This is a genomic window from Hymenobacter sp. YIM 151500-1, from assembly GCF_025979885.1.
In the GTDB taxonomy this organism is placed as follows: Bacteria; Bacteroidota; Bacteroidia; order Cytophagales; family Hymenobacteraceae; genus Hymenobacter.
The window spans coordinates 4,404,717-4,426,064 of record NZ_CP110139.1; the positions used below are offsets into that span (position 1 = coordinate 4,404,717).

17 protein-coding genes are annotated in these 21,348 nt (G+C 63.5%); 16 read left to right on the forward strand and 1 reads right to left on the reverse strand.

From position 1 onward, the window contains the following. Nucleotides 1-82: 82 nt before the first annotated feature. The 8 genes from deoC to amaB all read left to right on the forward strand — a co-directional run bounded on the left by deoC (nt 83) and on the right by amaB (nt 8,301). A complete protein-coding gene (gene deoC / locus OIS53_RS18335) occupies nt 83-754 on the forward strand; it encodes a deoxyribose-phosphate aldolase (protein ID WP_264680021.1) in 672 nt (223 codons plus the stop codon). Beyond that, complete coding sequence (locus tag OIS53_RS18340) at nt 735-1,295, forward strand: sporulation protein (protein WP_264680022.1); 561 nt, start codon at nt 735-737, stop codon at nt 1,293-1,295. Before deoC ends, OIS53_RS18340 begins: the two co-directional genes overlap by 20 nt. A 175-nt stretch (nt 1,296-1,470) precedes the next feature. Further along, nucleotides 1,471-2,670 (forward strand): M20 metallopeptidase family protein, encoded by a 1,200-nt coding sequence (locus OIS53_RS18345; protein ID WP_264680023.1) that lies wholly within the window; start codon nt 1,471-1,473, stop codon nt 2,668-2,670. Between the two features lie 24 nt (nt 2,671-2,694). After that, nucleotides 2,695-3,516, forward strand: a complete 822-nt coding sequence (locus OIS53_RS18350) for a hypothetical protein (protein ID WP_264680024.1) — start codon at nt 2,695-2,697, stop codon at nt 3,514-3,516. Between the two features lie 236 nt (nt 3,517-3,752). Next, nucleotides 3,753-4,196, forward strand: coding sequence for an Hsp20/alpha crystallin family protein (locus OIS53_RS18355; RefSeq protein ID WP_264680025.1), 444 nt, complete (start codon nt 3,753-3,755; stop codon nt 4,194-4,196). A 260-nt stretch (nt 4,197-4,456) separates the two neighbouring features. Then, complete coding sequence (locus OIS53_RS18360) at nt 4,457-5,971, forward strand: Do family serine endopeptidase (RefSeq protein ID WP_264680026.1); 1,515 nt, start codon at nt 4,457-4,459, stop codon at nt 5,969-5,971. Nucleotides 5,972-6,150: 179 nt separating this feature from the next. Then, nucleotides 6,151-6,576 carry a hypothetical protein gene (locus OIS53_RS18365; protein WP_264680027.1) on the forward strand — a complete coding sequence of 142 codons (426 nt, stop codon included), beginning with the start codon at nt 6,151-6,153 and terminating at the stop codon, nt 6,574-6,576. 126 nt (nt 6,577-6,702) lie between these two features. Further along, nucleotides 6,703-8,301: an L-piperidine-6-carboxylate dehydrogenase gene (gene amaB / locus OIS53_RS18370; protein ID WP_264680028.1), complete on the forward strand. Its 1,599-nt coding sequence runs from the start codon at nt 6,703-6,705 to the stop codon at nt 8,299-8,301. A gap of 69 nt (nt 8,302-8,370) precedes the next feature. Here the strand turns inward: amaB and OIS53_RS18375 are convergent, their stop codons facing one another. Further along, nucleotides 8,371-9,393, reverse strand: a complete 1,023-nt coding sequence (locus tag OIS53_RS18375) for a glycoside hydrolase family 16 protein (RefSeq protein ID WP_264680029.1) — start codon at nt 9,391-9,393, stop codon at nt 8,371-8,373. Nucleotides 9,394-9,566: 173 nt separating this feature from the next. Between OIS53_RS18375 and OIS53_RS18380 the strand changes: the two genes are divergently transcribed. The 8 genes from OIS53_RS18380 to OIS53_RS18415 all read left to right on the forward strand — a co-directional run bounded on the left by OIS53_RS18380 (nt 9,567) and on the right by OIS53_RS18415 (nt 21,063). Beyond that, a complete protein-coding gene (locus OIS53_RS18380) occupies nt 9,567-10,133 on the forward strand; it encodes an RNA polymerase sigma factor (RefSeq protein WP_264680030.1) in 567 nt (188 codons plus the stop codon). Between the two features lie 121 nt (nt 10,134-10,254). Next, entirely contained in the window at nt 10,255-10,995 is a 741-nt protein-coding gene (locus tag OIS53_RS18385) for a hypothetical protein (protein ID WP_264680031.1), read from the forward strand. A 6-nt stretch (nt 10,996-11,001) separates the two neighbouring features. Next, complete coding sequence (locus OIS53_RS18390; RefSeq protein WP_264680032.1) at nt 11,002-12,243, forward strand: hypothetical protein; 1,242 nt, start codon at nt 11,002-11,004, stop codon at nt 12,241-12,243. 73 nt (nt 12,244-12,316) lie between these two features. Further along, nucleotides 12,317-12,877, forward strand: a complete 561-nt coding sequence (locus OIS53_RS18395) for a PPC domain-containing DNA-binding protein (RefSeq protein WP_264680033.1) — start codon at nt 12,317-12,319, stop codon at nt 12,875-12,877. A 122-nt stretch (nt 12,878-12,999) separates the two neighbouring features. Next, nucleotides 13,000-16,308 (forward strand): tetratricopeptide repeat protein, encoded by a 3,309-nt coding sequence (locus OIS53_RS18400; protein ID WP_264680034.1) that lies wholly within the window; start codon nt 13,000-13,002, stop codon nt 16,306-16,308. Beyond that, complete coding sequence (locus OIS53_RS18405; RefSeq protein WP_264680035.1) at nt 16,295-18,244, forward strand: DUF3857 domain-containing protein; 1,950 nt, start codon at nt 16,295-16,297, stop codon at nt 18,242-18,244. Before OIS53_RS18400 ends, OIS53_RS18405 begins: the two co-directional genes overlap by 14 nt. A 217-nt stretch (nt 18,245-18,461) precedes the next feature. Then, the gene (locus OIS53_RS18410) at nt 18,462-20,435 is read left to right on the forward strand and encodes a DUF3857 domain-containing protein (RefSeq protein WP_264680036.1); all 1,974 of its coding nucleotides are present in this window, start codon (nt 18,462-18,464) and stop codon (nt 20,433-20,435) included. Between the two features lie 112 nt (nt 20,436-20,547). Continuing rightward, nucleotides 20,548-21,063 carry a PaaI family thioesterase gene (locus tag OIS53_RS18415; protein ID WP_264680037.1) on the forward strand — a complete coding sequence of 172 codons (516 nt, stop codon included), beginning with the start codon at nt 20,548-20,550 and terminating at the stop codon, nt 21,061-21,063. Nucleotides 21,064-21,348 lie beyond the last annotated feature (285 nt).

Genomic DNA, 21,348 nt, shown 5'->3' on the forward strand with positions numbered 1-21,348 from the left:
GTCCCTAAGTCCCTAAGTCCCTAAGTCCCTAAGTCCCTAAGTCCCTAAGTCCCTAAGTCCCTAAGTCCCTATCTTTACACCTGTGAACATTGCCTCTACCATCGACCACACGTTGTTGAAGCCCGAGGCGCAGCCGGAGCAAATCAGCCAGCTGTGCCGGGAGGCAGCTACGCACCGGTTTGCCAGCGTGTGCGTGCCGCCGAGCTACGTGGCTCAGGCCGTGCGCGAGTTGCAGGGCACGGGCGTGCCGGTTTGCTCGGTGGTGGGCTTTCCGCTGGGTTACCAAACCACGGAAACCAAGCTGGCCGAAGCCCGGCAGCTGGTGCAGCAAGGCGCGCGGGAGCTGGATATGGTCATCAACATCGGCGACCTGCTGGCCCGCCGTACAGTTCTTGTGGAGGACGAGGTGTGCCGCCTCGCCGACCTCTGCCACACCCACGGAGCTCTGCTCAAAGTCATCATCGAAACGGCCCTGCTGACGGAGTGCGCCATCATTGCCGCCTGCCAGCTCTGCGCCGCGGCTGGCGCCGACTTCGTGAAAACTTCCACCGGCTTTGCCAGCCGGGGCGCCTCCGTGGCCGATGTGGAGCTGATGCGGCAGTCGTTGCCCCCGCACATCCGGATCAAGGCCGCCGGCGGCATCCGCACCCGCGAGGCCGCCTTGGCCCTGCTGGCCGCCGGCGCCGACCGGATTGGCTCCTCCAACAGTCTGGCCTTGCTGGAACCCGCTGCCCATGAAACCTCTGCTTCGTAACGTGCTGCTGCTGTCTGTTTTTTTCTCGCTCGGAGCCTGCGCTTCTTCCGGGCCCGGCACGCCGTCGGCCACCACGGCTACACCCGACACCACCCGGCGCGGCACTGCGGCGGCCACAGCCACGCCCGCCGAAGACCTGAGCCGCTACCGCCCCACCTTTGCCGCGCCCAAAGCGCCGGCTGCCGCTCCGGCCCCAGCCGTGCGGCCCGTGCCACCCACCAACCACGTCAACGCCCAAATTGAGCAGCGCCTGCGCGACCAGGCCTTCACCAACCAAAACGTGAAGTACGCCCAGGGCTATCGGATTCTGGCCTACGTGGGCTTGGAGCGCGACCAGGCCATGGCCGTGCGCCGGGCCGTCATCAGCCGTTTCCCCGAGGAAACCGACTATCTGACCTTCAAGCAGCCCATCTTCCGCCTCTGGATTGGTGACTACCTCACTCGCCTCGAAGCCGAGCAGGCCATGCTGCGCATCCGCCCCTTCGCGCCCAAAGCCGAGCTGCAAGCCGCACAGATTGTTATTAATAAGACGGCGTATTAGCCTTCTTCTCTCATCTAAGCAGGGCTACGGGCCTTGTAGAACTAGCAGAACAATCAGCGCCTTCTGCGTCTTCTGCGGGCTAAACCTGTATCAACGACTCGTGTTAGCGTGAGAGGATTCTTCTCTGCTTGATACGCAGAATGCTCAGCAGGACAGCGCGAACCTTATTCTCCGTATGCACCATCTGATTTCCCGCATCAAAACCCTGGCCGCCGAAGCTGCCGCCGACACGGTAGCTCTGCGCCAGCACCTGCACGCCCACCCGGAATTGTCGTTTGAAGAGCACCAGACGGTGGCTTTCGTAACTGAGCAGCTCCGGAAGCTGGGCCTGCCCACTCAGCCCATTGCGGGCACCGGCGTGGTGGCGCTGGTAGAAGGCCGCAACCCCGGCCGCCGCACCGTAGCCCTGCGCGCCGACATGGACGCCCTGCCCATTACGGAGCAGAACGACGTACCCTACAAGTCGCAGAACCCCGGCGTGATGCACGCCTGCGGCCACGATGTGCACACGGCTTCCCTGCTGGGTGCGGCCCGCATTCTGGTGGCGCTGCGAGACGAGTTTGAGGGCACTGTGAAGCTCCTGTTTCAGCCGGGCGAGGAGCGGCTGCCGGGTGGGGCCGCGCTGATGATTCAGGAAGGCGTGCTGGAAAACCCGCGGCCCGCCAGCGTGCTGGGCCAGCACGTGTTTCCGCGCCTGCCAGCCGGTAAAATTGGGCTGCGGGCCGGCCGCTACATGGCCAGCACCGACGAGCTGTACCTGACCGTGCGCGGCAAGGGCGGGCACGGCGCCATGCCCGAGCAGAACCTCGACCCCGTGCTGGTGGCGGCCCATATCATTGTGGCGGCCCAGCAGATTGTGAGCCGCCGTGCTAATCCCAAGCTACCCTCGGTGCTGTCGTTCGGCAAAATCATTGCCCAGGGCGCCACCAACGTTATTCCCAACGAGGTGCACCTGGAAGGCACGTTCCGGACCCTGAACGAGGAGTGGCGCAACGAAGCCCACGAGCACCTGCGCCGCCTCTGCGAAGGACTGGCCGAGAGCATGGGCACCACCTGCGAGCTAGAAATCCGCCGCGGCTACCCGTATCTGGAAAATGAGCCCGCCCTTACCGGCCGCGTCGAGCAGGCCGCCGTGGAGTACCTGGGCCGCGACAACGTGGTGGAGCTGGACCAGTGGATGGCCGCCGAGGACTTTGCCTATTTCAGCCAGGCCACCAGCGCCTGCTTCTACCGCCTGGGCACTGCCGCTCAGGATGGCAGCGGCCGGTTTATGTCGTCGGTGCACACGCCCACGTTCGACATCGACCCGCACGCGCTGGAAACCGGGCCCGGCCTAATGGCCTGGCTGGCCCTGCGGGAGCTGGGAGCCGACTAGAACTCATTTTATTTCTTCCACTTTATGCGCCATTCTATCCTTCTGCTGGCCGCTGCACTGCTGCTGGCCTTACCGTCAGTTGCCCAGCGCCGGTTGACTTATCCCACCCTGCTGCAGCCCCAGGCCCAGATTGAAATCCCGCTTACCGGCGACAGTTACCTGTTTGGGGCCTTCAACTTGCAGCACCTGAACCTGCCAGTAGTTGAGAACCCGGCTTTTCCCATCCAGAATATACGGTTGGGCTACGAGCGTTTCAGTACCTCAGCCTGGAGCTGGGGTGCCACCGTGAATGGGCAGCGCGACGAGTACCGCAAGTGGGCGGGTAGTTCCGCCGAAGTGCTCTACACGGTGACGCCCGAAGTGTTTGGCCGCCACTGGAACACCTTTGGCAGCGTCAACTTCCGGCAGCGGCTGGGCGTGCAGTACCTGGCGTTTCTAAATGAAGCGGACCGCGCCAACCGGCTGGCTTCCAGCTTGCGCCTTGACGTAGACCGGGTGTTTCCGCTGGGTAGTGGCCGCCTGGCCCTGCGTCCGCGCGTGGCTGCTGAGGCCGTCACCTACCTGCGCTTCCAGCGCGACGAAGACGAGGAAAAAGAGCCGTTTCTTGATTTCTCCGAGCTGCGCGGGGAAGTAGGAGTACGCATCTCGCCCCGCTTCGACTTCACACCCTGGTTTGCCTGGCGGAATCAGTACTACACGGAGTTGCCTCAGTACGATGTCGATGGCAACCTCACCATTGCCGGCGGCACCGTCCGCAATGTACAGCTCACTGTGGGCCTGGACCTACGCCTGACCCTGGGTTCGGCCCCGGATGCTGAGCGCCGTCAGCTGCCAACGCAGTACTAGTGTGCCAAAGTGGCATAAGCACAATTGGCAGATATTCCCCTCTGTTATTCCTCAAACGCGTGTTTTTAAATAAGCGCATCAATTTGAGTTCAGATTAAATAATCTGATTCATGACTTTATGTCATAAAAATTTATCGTAGCCGCGTTGGTATAGAATTTATAGAGGAGGAGGTGTCGCGACGAGGTTGCGACACGACAGACAAGACTTCTAGACCTTAGCTTAACTCCTCATTACCATGGCAACTCTGCTGTATAACAACCTGCCCGCTCTGCGTCCTTCCCGCGCTTTCAACGCTATGCTTAACGACATGCTGCGCGACACGCTGCCGGCCGTAAATCAGCCTTCTACATCGTTTGTGCCCCAGGCCGACGTGCTGGAGTCGGAGCAAGGCTACGAGCTGCACCTGCTGCTGCCGGGCGTGGCCAAGGACAGCCTGAACATCGACTTCCAGGAAGGCAAGCTGACGGTGAGCGGCGAGCGGAAAGCGCCCGAAGCTACTGAGAACAACCCCAAGTTTCGCCGTGTAGAATCGGGCTATGGCACCTTCGCCCGCTCCTTCCGCCTGCCCGACACCGTGGACGTAACGGCCATCGAGGCGCAGCTGACCGATGGGGTGTTGCACCTGACGCTGCCCTTCGACCAGAAGAAAGTGACGAAACATCAGATTGAAGTGCGCTAAGCACCTGACAACCTGCAAAAAAAGCACCCTCTCCGGGTGCTTTTTGCTTGGCTCGCGTGTTGCTTGTACCGTAGCAGGCCCGAAAGCGGGGCTCCCCAAGCGACGCTGCTAACGGCTTCGGCCGGCGTGCAACGCTATACCACTTGTCCCGACTCTTACGTTTACACTCCCAATAAAATCAGGTTTGAGAAAATGAAACTTCAAACTGATTTTGTTGTATTTTCATTTCGACAACTTCTCATTCTCACGTTTTTCTTCCCATGCAAGCAAAACAACTGATGCTCGGCCTGCTGGGCTCCGCCATTTTGGGCGGGGGCGTGGCCGTAGGTGGCTACAAGCTGCTCGAGCCGGAGCGCACGGCTGGTCCGCAAACCGTAGCCGCTGACCCCAACATTCGCTATACCAGTGAGCTGCGCAGCAGCACTTATACCGTTCCCGAAGGCCTGAACTTCACGGCGGCGGCAGCTTCCGTAACCCCGGCCGTGGTGCACGTCATGACCGAGTATTCGGCCCGGAGCGGGCAGGGGGATATGTCGCGCATGGACCCACTCTTGCGTCAGTTTTTCGGCGACGACTTCGAGCAGTACCACGGCGGCAGCGGCAGCCGGGCCCGCGCCCCGCAGCAGGGTTCCGGCTCGGGCGTTATCATTGCCGCCAATGGCTACATCGTCACCAACAATCACGTGATTGATAAGGCCGACAAAATTGAGGTGGTGCTCGACGACAAGCGCAAGTACAAAGCCACGCTGGTGGGCACCGACCCCACCACCGACCTAGCCCTGCTGAAAGTGGAGGCCGACAACCTGCCTTTCGTGCGCTACGGCAACTCCGACCAGGTGAAAGTGGGTGAGTGGGTGCTGGCCGTCGGTAACCCCTTCAACCTGAACTCCACCGTCACGGCTGGCATTATCTCGGCCAAGGGCCGCAACATCGGCATCCTGCGCCGCGAAGACCGCATGGGCCTAGAATCCTTTCTGCAAACCGACGCCGTGGTGAACCCCGGCAACTCGGGTGGGGCCCTGGTGAACCTGAACGGGGACCTGATTGGCATCAACTCGGCCATTGCCTCGCGTACGGGCGCTTTTGAAGGCTACTCGTTTGCCGTGCCCAGCTCCATCGTGAGCAAGGTGATTGACGACCTGCTGAAGTACAAAGTAGTGCAGCGGGCCCTGCTGGGCGTGCAGATTCAGGAGGTAGACGCTACGCTGGCTTCGGAGAAAAAGCTGAAGACCCTGAATGGCGTGTACGTGGCGGGCCTGAGCGACAACAGCTCGGCGGCGGCCGCTGGCATCAAAACCGGCGACATTATCACCGAAATCAACGGCGTGAAGGTGAACACCTCGTCGCAGTTGCAGGAGCAGGTGGCCCGCTTCCGCCCCGGCGACAAAATCAAGGTAACCTACCTGCGCGACAACGACACCCGTACCACTTCGGCCACGCTGCGCAACAGCACCGGCACCACCGACATTATTCGGGAAGATGCCGTGGCGGCGGTGAAGTACGAAGGCGCGACGCTGACCCCCATCAGCCGGCAGGAGCAAAACAAGCTGGATATTGAGGGCGGCGTCAAAATCAGCGGCGTCCGCAGCTCCAACTTCCGCGAAACTGGCATGGCCGACGGCTTCATCATCACGCGCATCGACAAAAACCGCGTGAGCAAGCCTCAGGACGTGCAGCGCTACCTGGAAGAAGCCAAGGAAAATGGTGGCGCCCTGGTAGAGGGTGTCTACCCCGATGGCCGCAAGGCGTACTATCCCATCGGCCAGGCTCAGTAAACCGAAGTAAGTCAGCTTGCAAAAAAGTCCTCCGCTGCCGCAGCGGAGGACTTTTTTTGTGGCTACTTGCGGCGAAACAGGCCCTGCGCTCAGCTAAGCACAAGCAACCTGAGAGGCATTAACCGTCGTTAGACGAGTATTTTCTTGCGCTATGCCCTCATTCCTACCCTACACTTCGCATGCAAATCTCTAAACAACTGGATCTGCGCGACGGCAGCAGCTGCGAGCTGACCTACAATGAAGCAGATAACTGGATTCGGGCTACGTGGATAGGCTACGTAGACCCGCGTGAGGCTTACCAGGGAGCCACTACTTTCCTGGAAGTGCAGGAAGACTGGCAGTGTCCGTATTTGCTTAACGACAACAGCCGCCTGCGCGGCCCGTGGTTCGACTCGGTGGAGTGGCTGACTACGGTGTGGGCGCCGCACGCCCAGCGTTTCGGCCTGCGCTTTATTGCGCACGTTGCCCAGCCGCAAGACCTGCTGGCCCAGGCCGCGGCCTTGTCCGACGGCCAGCCGTTTGGCCCGGACCTGCAAGTGCAGATGTTCGACGACCTGGCCTCGGCCGAGGAGTGGCTGCGGCAGATGCAGCGGGCCGAGTCGTGAGCGGAGGCAGCCGAAAGCCAGCGGCGGCTTTTTGTTAGTTTTGCTGAGCCGCCCGGCCGCCATGCGTGTGGCAAGGCTGGGCATCACTCTCACGCCAGTAGGCCCCGCCTTTCGTTCGTCCCACCCATGAAACAAGCCTTTGAAGAAGCTGCCGCCACCGGCACCGACGTGCAGGAGCACGACCCGCACGGCATAGACCAGGTGCTGCGCGAGCTGGGCGTCGAAGCCCACAACCCCGCCTGGAGCACCGGCCTCGCGTGGGGCGAGGCTTCCACTACCAACTCCCGCACCATCTACTCGCCCACCAACGGCCGCCGCATTGGGGCGGTAGCCCTGGCCACCCCCGCCGACTACGACCACGTGGTGCGCACGGCCCAGGCCGCGTTTCAGACGTGGCGGCTGGTGCCCGCGCCCAAGCGCGGCGAGATTGTGCGCCAGATTGGTAACAAGCTGCGCGAGTACAAAGAGCCCCTGGGCAAGCTGGTGAGCTACGAAATGGGCAAAATCCTGCAGGAAGGCCTGGGCGAGGTGCAGGAGATGATTGACATCTGCGACTTTGCCGTGGGCCTGTCGCGCCAGCTGCACGGCCTGACCATGCACTCGGAGCGGCCCGCCCACCGCATGTACGAGCAGTGGCACCCGCTGGGCGTGGTGGGCATCATCTCGGCCTTCAACTTCCCGGTGGCCGTGTGGAGCTGGAACGCCATGCTGGCCGCCGTGTGCGGCGACGTTTGCATCTGGAAGCCCTCGGAGAAAACCCCGCTGGTGGCCGTAGCCGTGCAGCACATCCTGGCCGACGTGCTGCGCGACAACAGCCTGCCCGAAGGCATTTTCAACCTGGTGATTGGGGATGCCGAAATTGGGGCCCAACTGGCCGCCGATGAGCGGGTGCCGCTGGTATCGGCTACGGGCAGTACCCGCATGGGCAAGAAAGTAGGGGAAGTGGTTGGGGCCCGCCTGGGCCGGGCCCTGCTGGAGCTGGGCGGCAACAACGCCATCATTCTCACCGAGCACGCCGACCTCGACATGGTCATGCGCGCCGTGGTGTTCGGGGCCGTGGGCACGGCCGGGCAGCGCTGCACCACCACCCGCCGCCTCATCATCCACAGCTCGATTTATGAGGACGTGAAGGCCCGCCTGCTGAAAATCTACCCCAACCTACCCATCGGCCACCCCTTGCAGGAAGGCACGCTGGTGGGGCCGCTCATTGATCGGCAGGCCGTGGAAGCATTTGGCAACGCCCTGGCCGCCGTGCAGCAGGAGGGTGGCCGGCTGCTCATCGGGGGCGAGGTGCTGGCGGGGGAAGGCTACGAAACCGGCACTTACGTGCGGCCCGCCCTGGTAGAAGCCGAAAACCACTACCACACGGTGCAGGAAGAAACCTTCGCGCCCATTCTGTACCTGATTCGCTACCGCGGCGGGGTAGAAGAAGCCATTGCCCTGCAAAACGGGGTGCGCCAGGGCCTCTCGTCCAGCATCTTCACCCTGAACATGCGCGAGGCCGAGGCCTTCCTCAGCGCCACCGGCTCCGACTGCGGCATTGCCAACGTCAACATCGGCACGAGCGGGGCCGAAATCGGGGGGGCCTTCGGGGGCGAGAAGGAAACCGGCGGGGGCCGCGAATCCGGCTCCGATGCCTGGCGGGCCTACATGCGCCGCCAAACCAACACCATCAACTACAGCACCCAGCTCCCGCTGGCCCAGGGCATCAGGTTTGACGTGTAGCGTCGGCCTCCGCTTGCGCCGCATGCCCTCAAAACGGCCCGCCTGGCACTTGCCGGGCGGGCCGTTTGCTTACTGTGCTTTGCCCGGCACTACGGGCAGCACTGGCGTAGTGAGCGGGTTTGGCTGGGTGAAGATGGCCGGCCACCGGCCGTTGCGGCCGACTTTGGTGGGCTTGTACACGCGCACGTAGTCAATCAGGAACGGGTCGTTGGGGGCGGGGCAGGGCGGCTCGTTGTTGCAGTGGCGGTTGCCGGCACAGTCCCACAGGAAGTCGGCGCTCAGCAGCAGGTGCAGCTCGGCCGCCGGAGTAGCCGTTTGCACGCGGTGGGTCAGGTGGCCGTCCACGAACCAGGCCAGCTGCGTGGGCGTCCAGGCCAGCACGTACACGTGAAAATCGTCGGCGGGGTCGGCACCCTGCCACGCCGTAAACGCCTGGTGGGCCTGATGGTTGATGAAAGGACTGGCTTGCAGCGTGGAGAAAAAGGTGCGCTGCGCCTGCGTCCGGTAGGTTTCAAGAATATCAATTTCGTTTTGCTGGCCGGGGCGCCAGCGCATGGTGTCGGAGCAGGCATTTGGCCCGTTCCACATCCAGAAAGCTGCCTGCAAGCCCTCGGTGCGCGGCACCTTGGCGCGCATCTCGAATATGCCGTACCGAAAGCCCGATATAGGACAGTCGGTGTCAGCGGCATACAGGGCCCGGAGCATGCTGCCCGTGCGGTACAGCGTGGCGCGGGTAACGGTGCCATCCTCGGCCGTAACCTGGTGCAGCGGGGGCGTGTGCGTGCCGTAGTGCAGGGCCAGGCACTGGTCGCCGGCCTCGGCGGGGTCGGGCGCAAGGGCAATGTTGCTGGCCAGAAAGGCGTAGCTGCCGGCGCTGTAGTCGCCGCACTCCATGGTGGCCGACCGGTGGGCCATGCCCCAGGAGTGCTCGGGGCTCCAGCGGCGGGTAGCGGGAGCCAGCATGTCGGCCACGGAAGGGTAGCGGAAGTCGTCTTCAAACACTACTCGGTAACCTCGCAGGGTAAGGCTGGAACGCTGGGCCGCTACGGGCAAGGCACTCAGCAGCAGAAGCAGGGCAACAAATCGAATCATGCTCCCAACCTACGAACCAGCACGCTGGAAAGCTACCGGCCGCCGCTTGGTGCAACCCTTGCCGCGGCCACTGGTCTTTCACCCGCTTACCCGCTAGCACGAGCCGTTTTTACCCTGAAAAGGTGGATATTTACGGTTCACCAGTTTTCGACTCCCCCGCCAACTGAGCACCTATGGAGGCATTTGCGTATACCGACATCAACGCCCCGCTGGTAGAACGCTGCCGCCTGGGCGACCGGCGCGCCCAGGCTGAAATCTACAAGCGCTACGCCAAGGCCATGTTCAACGCCTCGCTGCGCATCACCGGCGACTATGCCGAGGCCGAGGACGTGTTGCAGGAGTCGTTTCTGAGTGCGTTTCGGGAGCTGCACAGCTACAAGGGCGACTCGTCGTTTGGCTCCTGGCTGAAGCGCATCGTCATCAACAAAAGCATCAACTGCCTGCGCAACCGGCGCCTGCAACTGGTGCCCCTGGCCGAGCAGCACGACGGCGCCGCGGCCGACCACCCCGCCGATGGCGGCTTTGAGGGCGAGGACCTGACCTGGCGGGCCGACGTGGTGCGCCGCTGCGTGCAGGAGCTGCCCGACGGCTACCGCGTAGTGCTCAGCCTCTATCTGCTGGAAGGCTACGACCACGCCGAAATAGCCGCTATTCTGCAAATCACCGAATCAACGTCGAAATCCCAGTATAGCCGGGCCCGCAAAAAACTGCTGGAGCTGGCCCGCCAGCACGGCCTCTGAGGGGCTGGGCTGCCTCCTCTTCCTTTCACCTTTTCTGTCCTGTTACCGGCTGCGGCGGGTTGCCACCCACCATCACCCGCCCGCCTCAGCTTTGGGAAGAAATGTGCGTATTACCACCTGTATGAACGAAAAGAAATCTGGACTTGAAGCCTTCGTTGAGCGCCACCGCGCCGACTTCGACCTGTTCGAGCCGCGCCCCGATTTGTGGGACGACATCGAGCGGGAGCTGGCGGCCCCGGTGGCTTCCCGGCCGGAAGAAGCGCCGTTGCGCGTAGTTCCCCTGTACCCGGCTGCCGGCCCGGTAGCCACCGGGCCCGACGCCGTGCAGCGGGCCCGGCCCTATGGCATAGCGGCTGCCGTGGCCGCCCTGCTGCTGGTAGGCACCTGGTTTTGGCAGCACCGCTCCGAGGCTACTATCTGGACGCGCACCGGCCAGGCGCACGTAACCCTGCCCGCCGTCTCGGCCCCCGACCCCGACCACTCCCTGTATGCCGGGCCCGACCTGCTGGCGACGGCCGCCACCAACGAGCCTGGCCAGCGCCTGCACAGCGCCGTGCAGCGCATGGAAGCCTACTACGCCGCGCAGATTACGGAGCGCCAGCAGGAGCTGCAACACCCTGACCAGGAAGCCAGCAGTGCCCCGCAGGACTGGCAGCAGGAGCTAACGGCCCTGGACTCGACCTACCAGCAGCTGAAAGCCGAGTTGTACCGCAACCCCGAGCCCGATGTGGTGCTGGAAGCCATGAACCGCAACCTGCAGATTCGGCTGGACCTGCTGAACCAGCAGCTGCGCACCCAGGAGCAAATCCGGGAGTATCATAACCAGCCCTACATGGTGGCCGACAGCCGCCGCATGCCCTAGCCCGCCATGAGCCGCTTCCTGCTGATTGTCGTCCGCCGCTGCGTGGGCCGGCTGCCGCTGCTTGCGCTGCTGGGCCTGGTAGCCGCGCCTGGCCAGGCTCAGGTAGTTGCGCCCGAGCCCGCCGCCCCGGCCCTGCATTACCACCAGCCGGGAACTGAGCTGCCGGCCTCTTCCGGAACCGCTGTGCCCCCCGAGCAGCAGAGCGGAGCCGGCCAGGGGCCCCAGGAAGAAAGCCAGCCGGGGCCGGCCGTGGAAAAACTGCGGAAGCTAAGCCGCACCTTTACCGCAACCGGGGCCAAACCCTTCCTGCTCGACACCCGCTACGGCCGCGTGCAGGTGAACGTGTGGAGCCAATCGGAAATCCGCACCGACGTGGACATCATCACGCGGGCCGACACCGAGGAAAAAGCCCAGCAGCTCCAGGACATGATTCAGGTGCAGGTGCTCGACGATGCCGAGGCCGGGGGCATTGTGGCCCGGTCGCGCTTCGGGGCCATGCCGCGGGAGTGCTGGAGCCGCACCAAGCTGTACGAGGTGAACTACACGGTGTGGGTACCCAAAAACACGCCCCTGTACCTAGCTACCCGCTTCGGCGAAATCAGCATAACCGGCGACCTGGCCGGCCCCACGGAGCTGGCCGTGGAGTACGGCACCCTGCGCACGGCCCGCCTCGACGGCCCGCGCAACGTGCTGCACGTCAGCAACGGGCAGTGCGCCGTGCCCTACGCCCGCCGGGCCAGCATCGATGCTTCGTATTCCAAGCTGCGGCTGACGGAAGGCGGAGCCGTGGAGCTGCGCAACAACTACTCCGACATCGACATCGGCTCGGTGCAGGACCTGACCGTGCACAGCAAGTACGGCGACGTGGCCCTGGGCACGGTGCGCAACCTGCGCGGCACCTCCGGCTACTCCAAGTTCAGCATCGACAAGCTCGGCAACCAGCTCGACATGAGCGTGCAGTACTGCCCCAGCTTTGAGGTGCGCAACACGGGCCGCAACTTCCGCCAAATCAACCTCGACGGGGGCTACAGCACTTTCCTGCTCAACTTCCCCGACGGCGCCGGCTTCAACTTCGACGTGAACACCCAGCACGGCAAGCTGCTGGTAGACAAGCGCCTGGTGCGGGTGGCCTCGGAGGAGTCCAGCGCCAGCAGCAGCGACATGCAGGGCCAGTTTGGCGGCCAGGCCCGCACCACCGGCAACGTCAACATCCGGGTCCGCTACGGCAACGTAAGATTTAACCGGTAAGCGTGGATGGCGCGGCGTTCTGCTCCGCGCCCCTCTTAGCTGAGTGTCCCGCTTTTCTTGCCGACCTTCGGCCATGCGTTTCTTCCTGCTGCTTGGCTTGCTGGCGCTGCTGCCCCAGGCCAGCCCGGCACAATCTGCTTCTGCCGTGTCGTCTGCCCCGCCCGTTGTCAGCTCCTCACTCCGCACCTACGCCCTGCGGCTCCGGCCCGGCCAGGACCTGCGCCGGGAGCTGCTGGCTTTCACGGAGCGCCAGCACCTGCGGGCCGCCGCCGTGCTGACCTGCGTGGGCAGCCTCACGGTGGCCACCCTGCGCCTGGCCAACCAGGAAGGGCCCACCGTGTACCGGGGCCACTTCGAGATTGTGTCACTAGTGGGTACGCTGTCGGTGAACGGCAGCCACCTGCACCTGTCGGTCGCCGACTCCACGGGCCGCACCATCGGGGGCCACCTGCTCGACGGCAGCCTTGTGTACACCACCGCCGAGCTGGTGCTGGGTGAGCTGCCCGAGCTAGATTTCCGGCGCGAGCCGGACGCCACGTTTGGCTACCGGGAGCTAGCGGTGTACCCGGCGGAGCCGGCTGCCAAGGCCCCATCGGCCCCGAAAACTACTGCCCCGCCCCGCCGGAAAAAATAGACCACCTGAAACAGCGCCGGGGCTTTTTCAAGCTGAACAAAAGCAATATACTTGTGAGAAACTATCAACGGACCACCGCAGGGGCGGCTGGGCCGGGGAAGTGACTTATACTGATTGCGTTAATGCGAGTTTTTACGTACGGCACGCTCCTGGGCCTCTGGGCCGGAGCTGCCGCCGCGGCGTACGGGCAACAGCAGCCGGCTACCGTACCCACTGCCGCCCAGGCCCTGCAAGAGGGCGTAGCCCTGCACGATAAAGGCGACTACGCCGGGGCCATCCGCCAGTATTTGCTGGTGCCTTCTTCCGATACGGGCTACGTGAGCGTGCAGGGCGAGCTGGCCCTGTCGTACCTGCTGAACAAGCAGTACCGGGAAGCCGCCGATGCCAGCCGCCGGGCCATTGCCTTGCGCATGCATCATGCCCAGCCCTACTACGTGCTGGCCGAAGCCGAGGAAAACCTTAAGCATATGCCCGAAACCTTTCAGGCCTACACCGAAGGGCTGAAACGGTTTCCCTACAACCAGCTGCTCTGGTTCAACCAGGGCGTGAGCCACGATGCCCTGAAGCAGCGGCCGGCTGCCCTGGCCAGCTGGCAGCGCAGCCTGGAGCTGGACCCCTTACACCCCGGCACGCACTACCAATTGGCGTGGCTGGCTCTGGAGCAGGGGCAGACGGCCCGCGCCCTCATCAGCCTGCTTACCTTCTTGGCCATCAGGCCGGATGCCGAAAACAGCCGGGACGTGCTGGTGCTGGCCGAGCGTATTGCCAGCAATGAGATGGAAGTAGAAGAGAAAGAGCGGGAAAAGCCTTTTGTGCCAAACGAGGCCTTTCAGGAGCTGGACCTGCTGCTGACCTCCAAAGTGGCCTTGCGCAAAGACTACACCTCGCGGGTGAAGTTCGACGCCAACCTGGTAAAGCAGGCCCAGCTGCTGGTGGAGAAGTTTCCGGCCGCCGGCCCCCGCGAAACCGACCTGTGGCTGCGCGCATACGGCCCCATGGTGGAAGCCCTGCGCCGCGACGACAACCTGACGCCCTTCACCTACATGATACTGCTGTCGGCCGAAGACAAGCGGCCCGCGCAGTGGGTGAAGTCCAATAAAAGCAAGGTGGAGCGCATGAGCCAGGCAGTGGCCGGGGCCCTGCTGCGCCTGCGCATTCAGCAGCCCGTGGCCGGCCAGCCCGCCGAAACGCGCCGGGACGCCTGGTTTCAGGATGGCTACGTGCAGGGCATCGGCGCCGGCACCTCCAAAGACGGCAAGCTGGAAACCCTGCGCGGCCCCTGGCTGATAATAGACAAAGCCGGGGCGGTAATGGAGGAGGGCTCCTTCACGGAGGACGGCTACCGCACCGGCCGCTGGCGCGAGCATCACCCCAACGGGCAGCTGGCCAAGGAGCTGAACTACGGCGCGCAGGGTTTGCTGGAAGGTCGCTACGTGGAATACCACGACAACGGCGCCCTGTCGATAGAAGGCACCTACAAAGCCGGGAAAGTAGTAGGCTCCGTCAAGCTCTACCACTACTGCGGGGAGGTGCGCGAAGTGCGGCCCTACGAAAACGGCGACGTAAGCGGAGAAGCCCTGTTCTATTATCCCAACGGTAAGCTTCAGCGTCGCGCCACGTACCGGGCCGATAAGCTCGAAGGCCGGGCCACCAATTACTACCCCGACGGAACGGTGGAAGCCACCTACACCTTTGCTGCCGACCAGCGTCAGGGGCCGTTTGAGGTGTTTTACGCCGATAAGCAGCTGGAGCGCAAAGGCAGCTACGAGCAAAACGAGCTGCACGGCGAGTACCAGGAGTTTCATTCCAACGGGCAGCTGGCCAGCACCGGCCGCTACAACCACGGCAAGCAGGCGGGCCGCTGGCAGGTGTTTTACGCTTCGGGCAAGCCTAGCGAAGACAAAAACTTTGACCTCGCCACCGGTGAGCTGCACGGCGCTTTCAAAGACTACGACCGGGACGGCCGCCTGACCAGTGAGGTGCAGTACAACCAAGGCCGCATTGCCGGGGTTACGTTTCTGGACGGCGCCGGCCGCCAGCTCAGCCAGACTACGGTGGCCAAAAAAGGCCGGACCGCCGTGAAAGGCCTCTATCCAGATGGGTCGCTGCACTTTACGGGCAGCTACCAGGATGGCAACCTGGCCGAGGAGTGGCGCTGGTTTCGGCGCAATGGCACCCTGGCCACCGTGCGCCACTACCGCAGCGGCAAGCAGGAGGGTGTCGAGGAGTTCTACGCCGCCACCGGCCGCGTAACCCAGCGCAACCACTACCAGGACGGCCAGCTGAACGGCCTGTCTGAAACCTACTATGCCCACGGCCAGCTCCAGCGCACCGGCTACTACGCGGGCGGCGAGCAGCAAGGCACCTGGCGGCAATATTACCCCACGGGCCAGCTGAGTGAGGAATACAACTTGCAGGACGGCCGCCTCCACGGCCAGACGCGCAGCTACACCCCGGCCGGCCAACTCAGCCGGGAGCGGTGGCTGGAGTACGAGCGGGAGCTGACCGTCACCACCTTCGACTCCACCGGGCGAGTAGTGGACCGCATTCAGGTGCAGCCCACCACCAAGAGCCTGACCGTGCACTACCCCAACGGCAAGCCCCGCATCGAGAACGGCTGGCTGTGCTACGACTATCAGGGCACCGAAAAGTGGCTGCTGCCCAACGGCAAAACCGAAATAACCGTGAACCTGGACCTGGGCCAGCGCCAGGGCCCCTACCGGCGCTACGACCCGCTTACGGGCCAGCTCGTGGAAGAAGGCACCTACCGTAACGGCAAGCGCGAAGGAGAGTGGAAATACTACTACGCCACGGGCAAGCCGCTCCGCCGCGGCACCTACCGCGCCGGCAATATGGAAGGCGAGTGGCTACGGTACTTCGAGAACGGGCAGGTCGAGGCCCGGTCAGTGTATGAGAACGACGAGCTGAACGGCCCCCTGCGCCTTTACAACATGCAAGGGGAGCTGCTCCTGGAAAAGGTGTACGCCAACGGCGAGCTGCTGGGCTTCCGCAGTCCGGGCCCCGACGGGCAGGCCAGCGGCGACGTAAAGCCCCTGGGTGCCATCAACACCACGTTTGCCAACGGCAAGCCCGCTGCTTCCGAAACCTATCAGAAAGGGACGCTGAGCGGCGCCCGCACCTACTACTACAGCTCCGGCCAGGTATACCGCCGCGCCCAGAATACCCCCGACGGCCAGCTCAACGGCCAGCTCACCACCTATTACCCCACCGGCAAAGTGCAGGAGGAAGAGGCCTACCGCTTTGATGAGCTGCACGGCCGCTGCCGCTACTACCGCCCCGATGGGACCCTAGAGCGCGAAGAAACGTACCGTTGCGGCGAAAAGGCCGGCCCCACCATCTACTACAATGCCCAGGGCAAGCCCCTGCGCACCGACTACTACTGGAACACCCACGTGTATGAAACTCGCTAATCTGGGCCACTGGCTGCTGGGACTGTGGCTGGCGGCCACCACCGGGCTGGCCGCCCAGGCCCAGCAGCCCGCCCAGCAGCTGGCCCAGCTCAAGCAGCAGTACCCCACCGAAAAAGCCGTGTACCTCGACTACCGCCAGGAGGTGATGGTGGAGCTGAAGGGCGACTCGGTGCAGGTGCTGGCCCGCCACCACTACGACATGCTGCACCTGGCTGCGCAGTCGGATATGTACGCGCCCGACCAGGTGCACAGCTCCCACTTCAACCGCCTCCAGAAAATAGAGGCCCGCTCCCTGGTGCCCGCCACCAACGACTACAAGGCGCTGAAGGTGACGGAGTTTAAAGACAAGTTTGAAATTCAGCCGGGCATTTTCTTCGACGATGCGCGCGTCGTTAGCTTCTCCTACCCGGTGGTGGCGCCCGGCGTGCGCACCGTGTGCGACTACACCGTGCGCCACCCCGATGCGCGTTTTCTGAACCCGTTCTACTTCGCCAGCTACGTGCCCGTGCGCCACGCCGAGCTGGTCGTTACGGTGCCGCGCACCGTTCGCCTGAACACCAAGCAGTTTCACGTGCCGGCCGGCAAAGTAGCCTACACCCGCCAGGAAAAAGGCAGCACCGTGGTGCACCGCTGGACGGCCGACAACCTGCCCGCTACGCCCCGCGCCCCCGACGCCCCGGAGCCCAGCTACTACACGCCTCATCTGGTGTATTTCCTGGAGGAAGCCCCGGTAAACGGCCAGCCGCGCCGCCTGCTGGGCGGCGTGCCCGAGCTGTATAGCCTGTATGCCGGCTTCGTGAAAAACCTCGACCGGCAGGAGAGCCCCGCCCTGCGCCGCGTGGTGGACTCCCTGACGGCCGGGGCGCGCACCGAGCCTGAGAAGGTGGCCCGCATCTATTACTGGGTGCAGGACCACGTGCGCTACATTGCCTTTGAGAACGGCCTGCGCGGCTTTATTCCGCACGATGCGGGGCGGGTGTACGCCAGCCGCTACGGCGACTGCAAGGACATGGCCAACCTGCTCCACGAGATGCTGCGCCTGGCCGGCATCAAAGCCTACCGCACCTGGATTGGCACCCGCGACCTGCCCTACCGCTACGCCGAGCTGGCCACGCCCGGCGTCGACAACCACATGATTACCACCTACGAGCCCCGCCCCGGCCAGTACGTGTTTCTGGATGCCACCAGCAAGTACACGCCCTACGGTATGCCGTCCTCAATGATTCAGGGCAAAGACGCACTGCTGGCCCTGGACGCCGAGCACTGCAAGGTGGTGAGCGTGCCGGTGATGGAGCGCCAGCGCAACCGCACCGTCGACAGCTCGGTGGTGGTGCTCGACGGCGCCACCGGCCTGCGCGGTACCGGTCGCCTGGCCCTAACCGGCTACCCCAAAGTGCACCAGACCTACGCCCTCGACGGCCTCAACAAAGTAGACGAAGCCAAGCTGGTAAAAGGCCTGGTGGAGCGCGGCAACAACAAGTTCTTCGTCGATAAATACGCCGTGCGCCACCTCGACGCCCGCGACCAGCCCCTGCTGGTCGACTACGAGTACCGCCTGCAAGACTACGTGCAGCGCCTCGACGACGAGGTGTACGTCAACCTCAACCTCGACCAGCGCTACGCCGCCGACCGCCTCGACCCCACCAAGCGCACCCTGCCCCGCACCAACGACTACCACCACGTCACGCGCACCCGCACCGAGTTTGAAGTGCCCACCGGCTACGAGGTAACCTACCTGCCCGCCAACGCCACAGGCCAGGCCGAGGTACTGGGCTTTTCCATCCGCTACGAGCGCAAAGGCAATAAAATCATCCAGGAAAAAGAAGTGTACGTGAACTACCTGCTGCTGGAGCCAACCCAGTTTGGGCAGTGGAACACCGTGGTGGACAAGCTCAACAACGCCTACCGCGACGCCCTTATCCTGAAGCGCAAATAGCTTCTAGAGCCAGCCTCTTGCGCAGCTAAGCCGCAGCATGCATGAGCTACCCCCAAATTGCCAGGCTTGGGCCAACAGACGCCAAGGGAGGCTTGACATGACACTTAAGATTCTTGCCTCTGTGCGCCAGGTGCTTGCCGGCGGCGCGGCCGCTTCCTAACAATTTAGCCTCCATTCAAAACGTATGCTTTCTTTTTACAGAATCTCTTTTGTGAAAATGGTACGCAGGCTGCCAGCTTGGCTAATACTGGCCGGGCTGCTGCTGTTGGCGCCTGCTGCGGCGCTTCGGGCCCAGTCGGTGCCCACCACGCTCACGCACGCGAAGTACACCTGGGAGGCCAAGCGCAAGCCCCTGCCCATTACGCCCACCGAGGCCCAGCAACCCGCCGTGGTGCTGCGCGACTTCCGGGTGGAGGAGTTTGCTCCGGATGCCCGGCAGGAGCTGCGGCTGTATTCGGTGGACCACCGCATCGTGCGCGTCAACACCTCCGACGGCATTGAGCGCTTCAACAAGATTTACTTGCCCGTGCAGGATGGGAGCCGCATTGTGTCGCTGAAAGCCCGCACCATCAGTCCTCGCGGCGAGATAGTGGAGGTGGCCGAAAGCAACATGAAGGAGCTGAAGGACGAGGACGGCAGCCGGGGCTTCAAGGTGTTTGCCGTGGAAGGCGTGGAGAAAGGCAGCGAAATCGAGTACTTCTTTACCCGCGAGCGGCCCTTAGCCTACTTTGGGCGCGTGCCCTTGCAAAGCGAGGTGCCCACCCGCGAGGTGCACGTGGAGCTGATTTCGCCCGAGGCCCTCACGTTTGAAGTGCGCCGCTACCCCGGCGGCCTGCTGCGCGACACCGTGCTGCAAGGCAAGCGCCTGATTCGCTTCAACCTGCGCAACCTGCCCGCTCTGCGCGAAGAGGGTTTTGCCCAGGCCAACGCCCAGCGGCAGCGCCTGGAGTATAAGCTGGCCTACAGCACCGCCCGCGGCCGCACCCGCCTGTTTACCTGGGCCGACGCCAGCCAGTTTCTCTACGGCCGGGTGTACAACTGGGACAAAGACGAGCTGAAGGCCGCCGACAAGCTGCTAAAGCAGATGAGCCTGCCCGCCGACCAGCCCCTGCCCGCGCTGGAAAACTACCTCAAAACTAAATTCCGGCTGGACGAAAGCAGTGAGGAGAACCTGGTTCGGGTACTGGCCACGCGCACGGCTTCCGAAATGGGATTTGCCCGCCTGTTTGCGGCGCTGATGCATCGGCTCAACATCGCCCACGAGTTGGTGCTCACCAACAACCGCAGCGAGGCGGCCTTCGATGATTCCTTCGACACCTGGAATTACCTCGACCACCCGGTTTTTTACTTCCCGGCAACCAAGCAGTGGCTGGCCCCCGGCCGCCCCGACTACCGCCTGCCTATGATTCCGGCCGAGTGGACGGCCAACAAAGGCCTGTTTGTGCGCCGCGTGCGGCTGGGTAACACCGAGTCGGCGGTAGGCAAAATCGGTGACATCCCCACCCTGACGGCCGACCAAAGCCCCAGCGACCTGGACATTGCCGTGCAGTTCGCCCCTGCCCTCGACAAAACCACCATTACTATTCGGGAAACGCTGGGCGGCTACCACGCCCAGGAGATTCAGCCCTTCTTCGCCCTCATTCCCGACGACAAGCGGCCGGAGATACTGCAAAACCTGATTAAAAGCAGCGTGCCCGATGCTACGTTCCTGAAGCTGGACGCCACCAATACGGAGTCGGGCCTGAACCCACTGGAGAAGCCCTTCATCGTGGATGCTACCGTGGAGTCGGCGGCGTTGCTGGACCGGGCCGGCCCCAAGTACCTGTTCAAGATTGGCACCCTGCTGGGGCCACAAGCCGAGCTGTACCAGAATGAAGAGCGGCAGTTTGACATCGAAAACGAGTACAACCGCCGCTACAACCGCACCATCACCTTCGAGGTGCCGGCCGGCTACCGGGTGCGCAACCTGCAAGACTTGAACGTGGACGTGAAGGCCGGCCCCACGGCCGCGGGCCCCGAGTTCCTGTTCCAGTCCAGCTATGAGCAGCAAGGCCAGAAGGTCACGGTTACCATCCGTGAGTATTACCGGCAGGTGCGCTGGCCCAAGTCCGACTTCGAAGCCTTCCGCGGGGTGGTAAATGCCGCCGCCAATTTCAACAAAGTGGTGCTGGTGCTGGAAAAGAAAAGCTGAGTTACTGCCGGCAACGTCTCGGAGCAAGGCAGCAGCGTGGAGAAGCCGGGAGTTGGTGTCGAGCCAAACCAGACAATTTTCGTTCATTGCGCCCCCAAGTCAACTGCCCGCCATGAACCCCGAAGCCCTTTCCGCCCCCGCCGACACGCCCCGCATGGCCGAGTTTCGGCGTGCCATCAGCAACCCGCTGAAGCTGCGGCTTTTTATGCTGCGCCGCTTGCCCATGGCCTATCTGGCGGGGTTGCGGGTGGCGGCCTTCACCCCGGAGCAGGCCACCGTAACGGTGCCGTTCAAGTACCTCACCCAGAACCCGTTTCGCAGCATCTACTTTGCCTGCCTGAGCATGGCCGCCGAAATGAGCAGCGGCCTGCTGGCCATGATGCACGTGCAAAGCGGCTCGCCGGTGTCCATGCTCGTGGTGAGCCTGGAAGCCCAGTTCACCAAGAAAGCCGTGGGCCTCATCCGCTTCACCAGCCACGACGGGGCCGCCATCGGCCAGGCCATTGCCGAAAGCCGCGCCACCGGCGAGGGCCGTACCATCGTAGCCACCAGCACCGGCCTCGACGAAGCCGGCGACACCGTAGCCGTATTCCGCGTCACGTGGTCGTTCCGGGCGAAAAGGTCGTAGGGCCTCACCCCCCGGCCCCCTCTCCCGCGGAGAGGGGGAGCCAGCTCCGCATCGTTCTGCGCCGCCCTGTCGGCTCCCGCCTCCAGAACGGCTACCGGTTTGGTGTAGCATAGTGGCCGCGTAGCGGCTCAAGGATTGTAGAAGCAGCCACACATAGAGAAATGTAGCGTCGCGTAGCGGGGCAAGAAACGTTCGGGCGTCTCTTGCCCCGCTACGCGGCGCTATGCTGTTCTTTCCCCATCTGTCTACAAACCTGTAGGCCGCTAGGCGGCTGTACTGTTTATT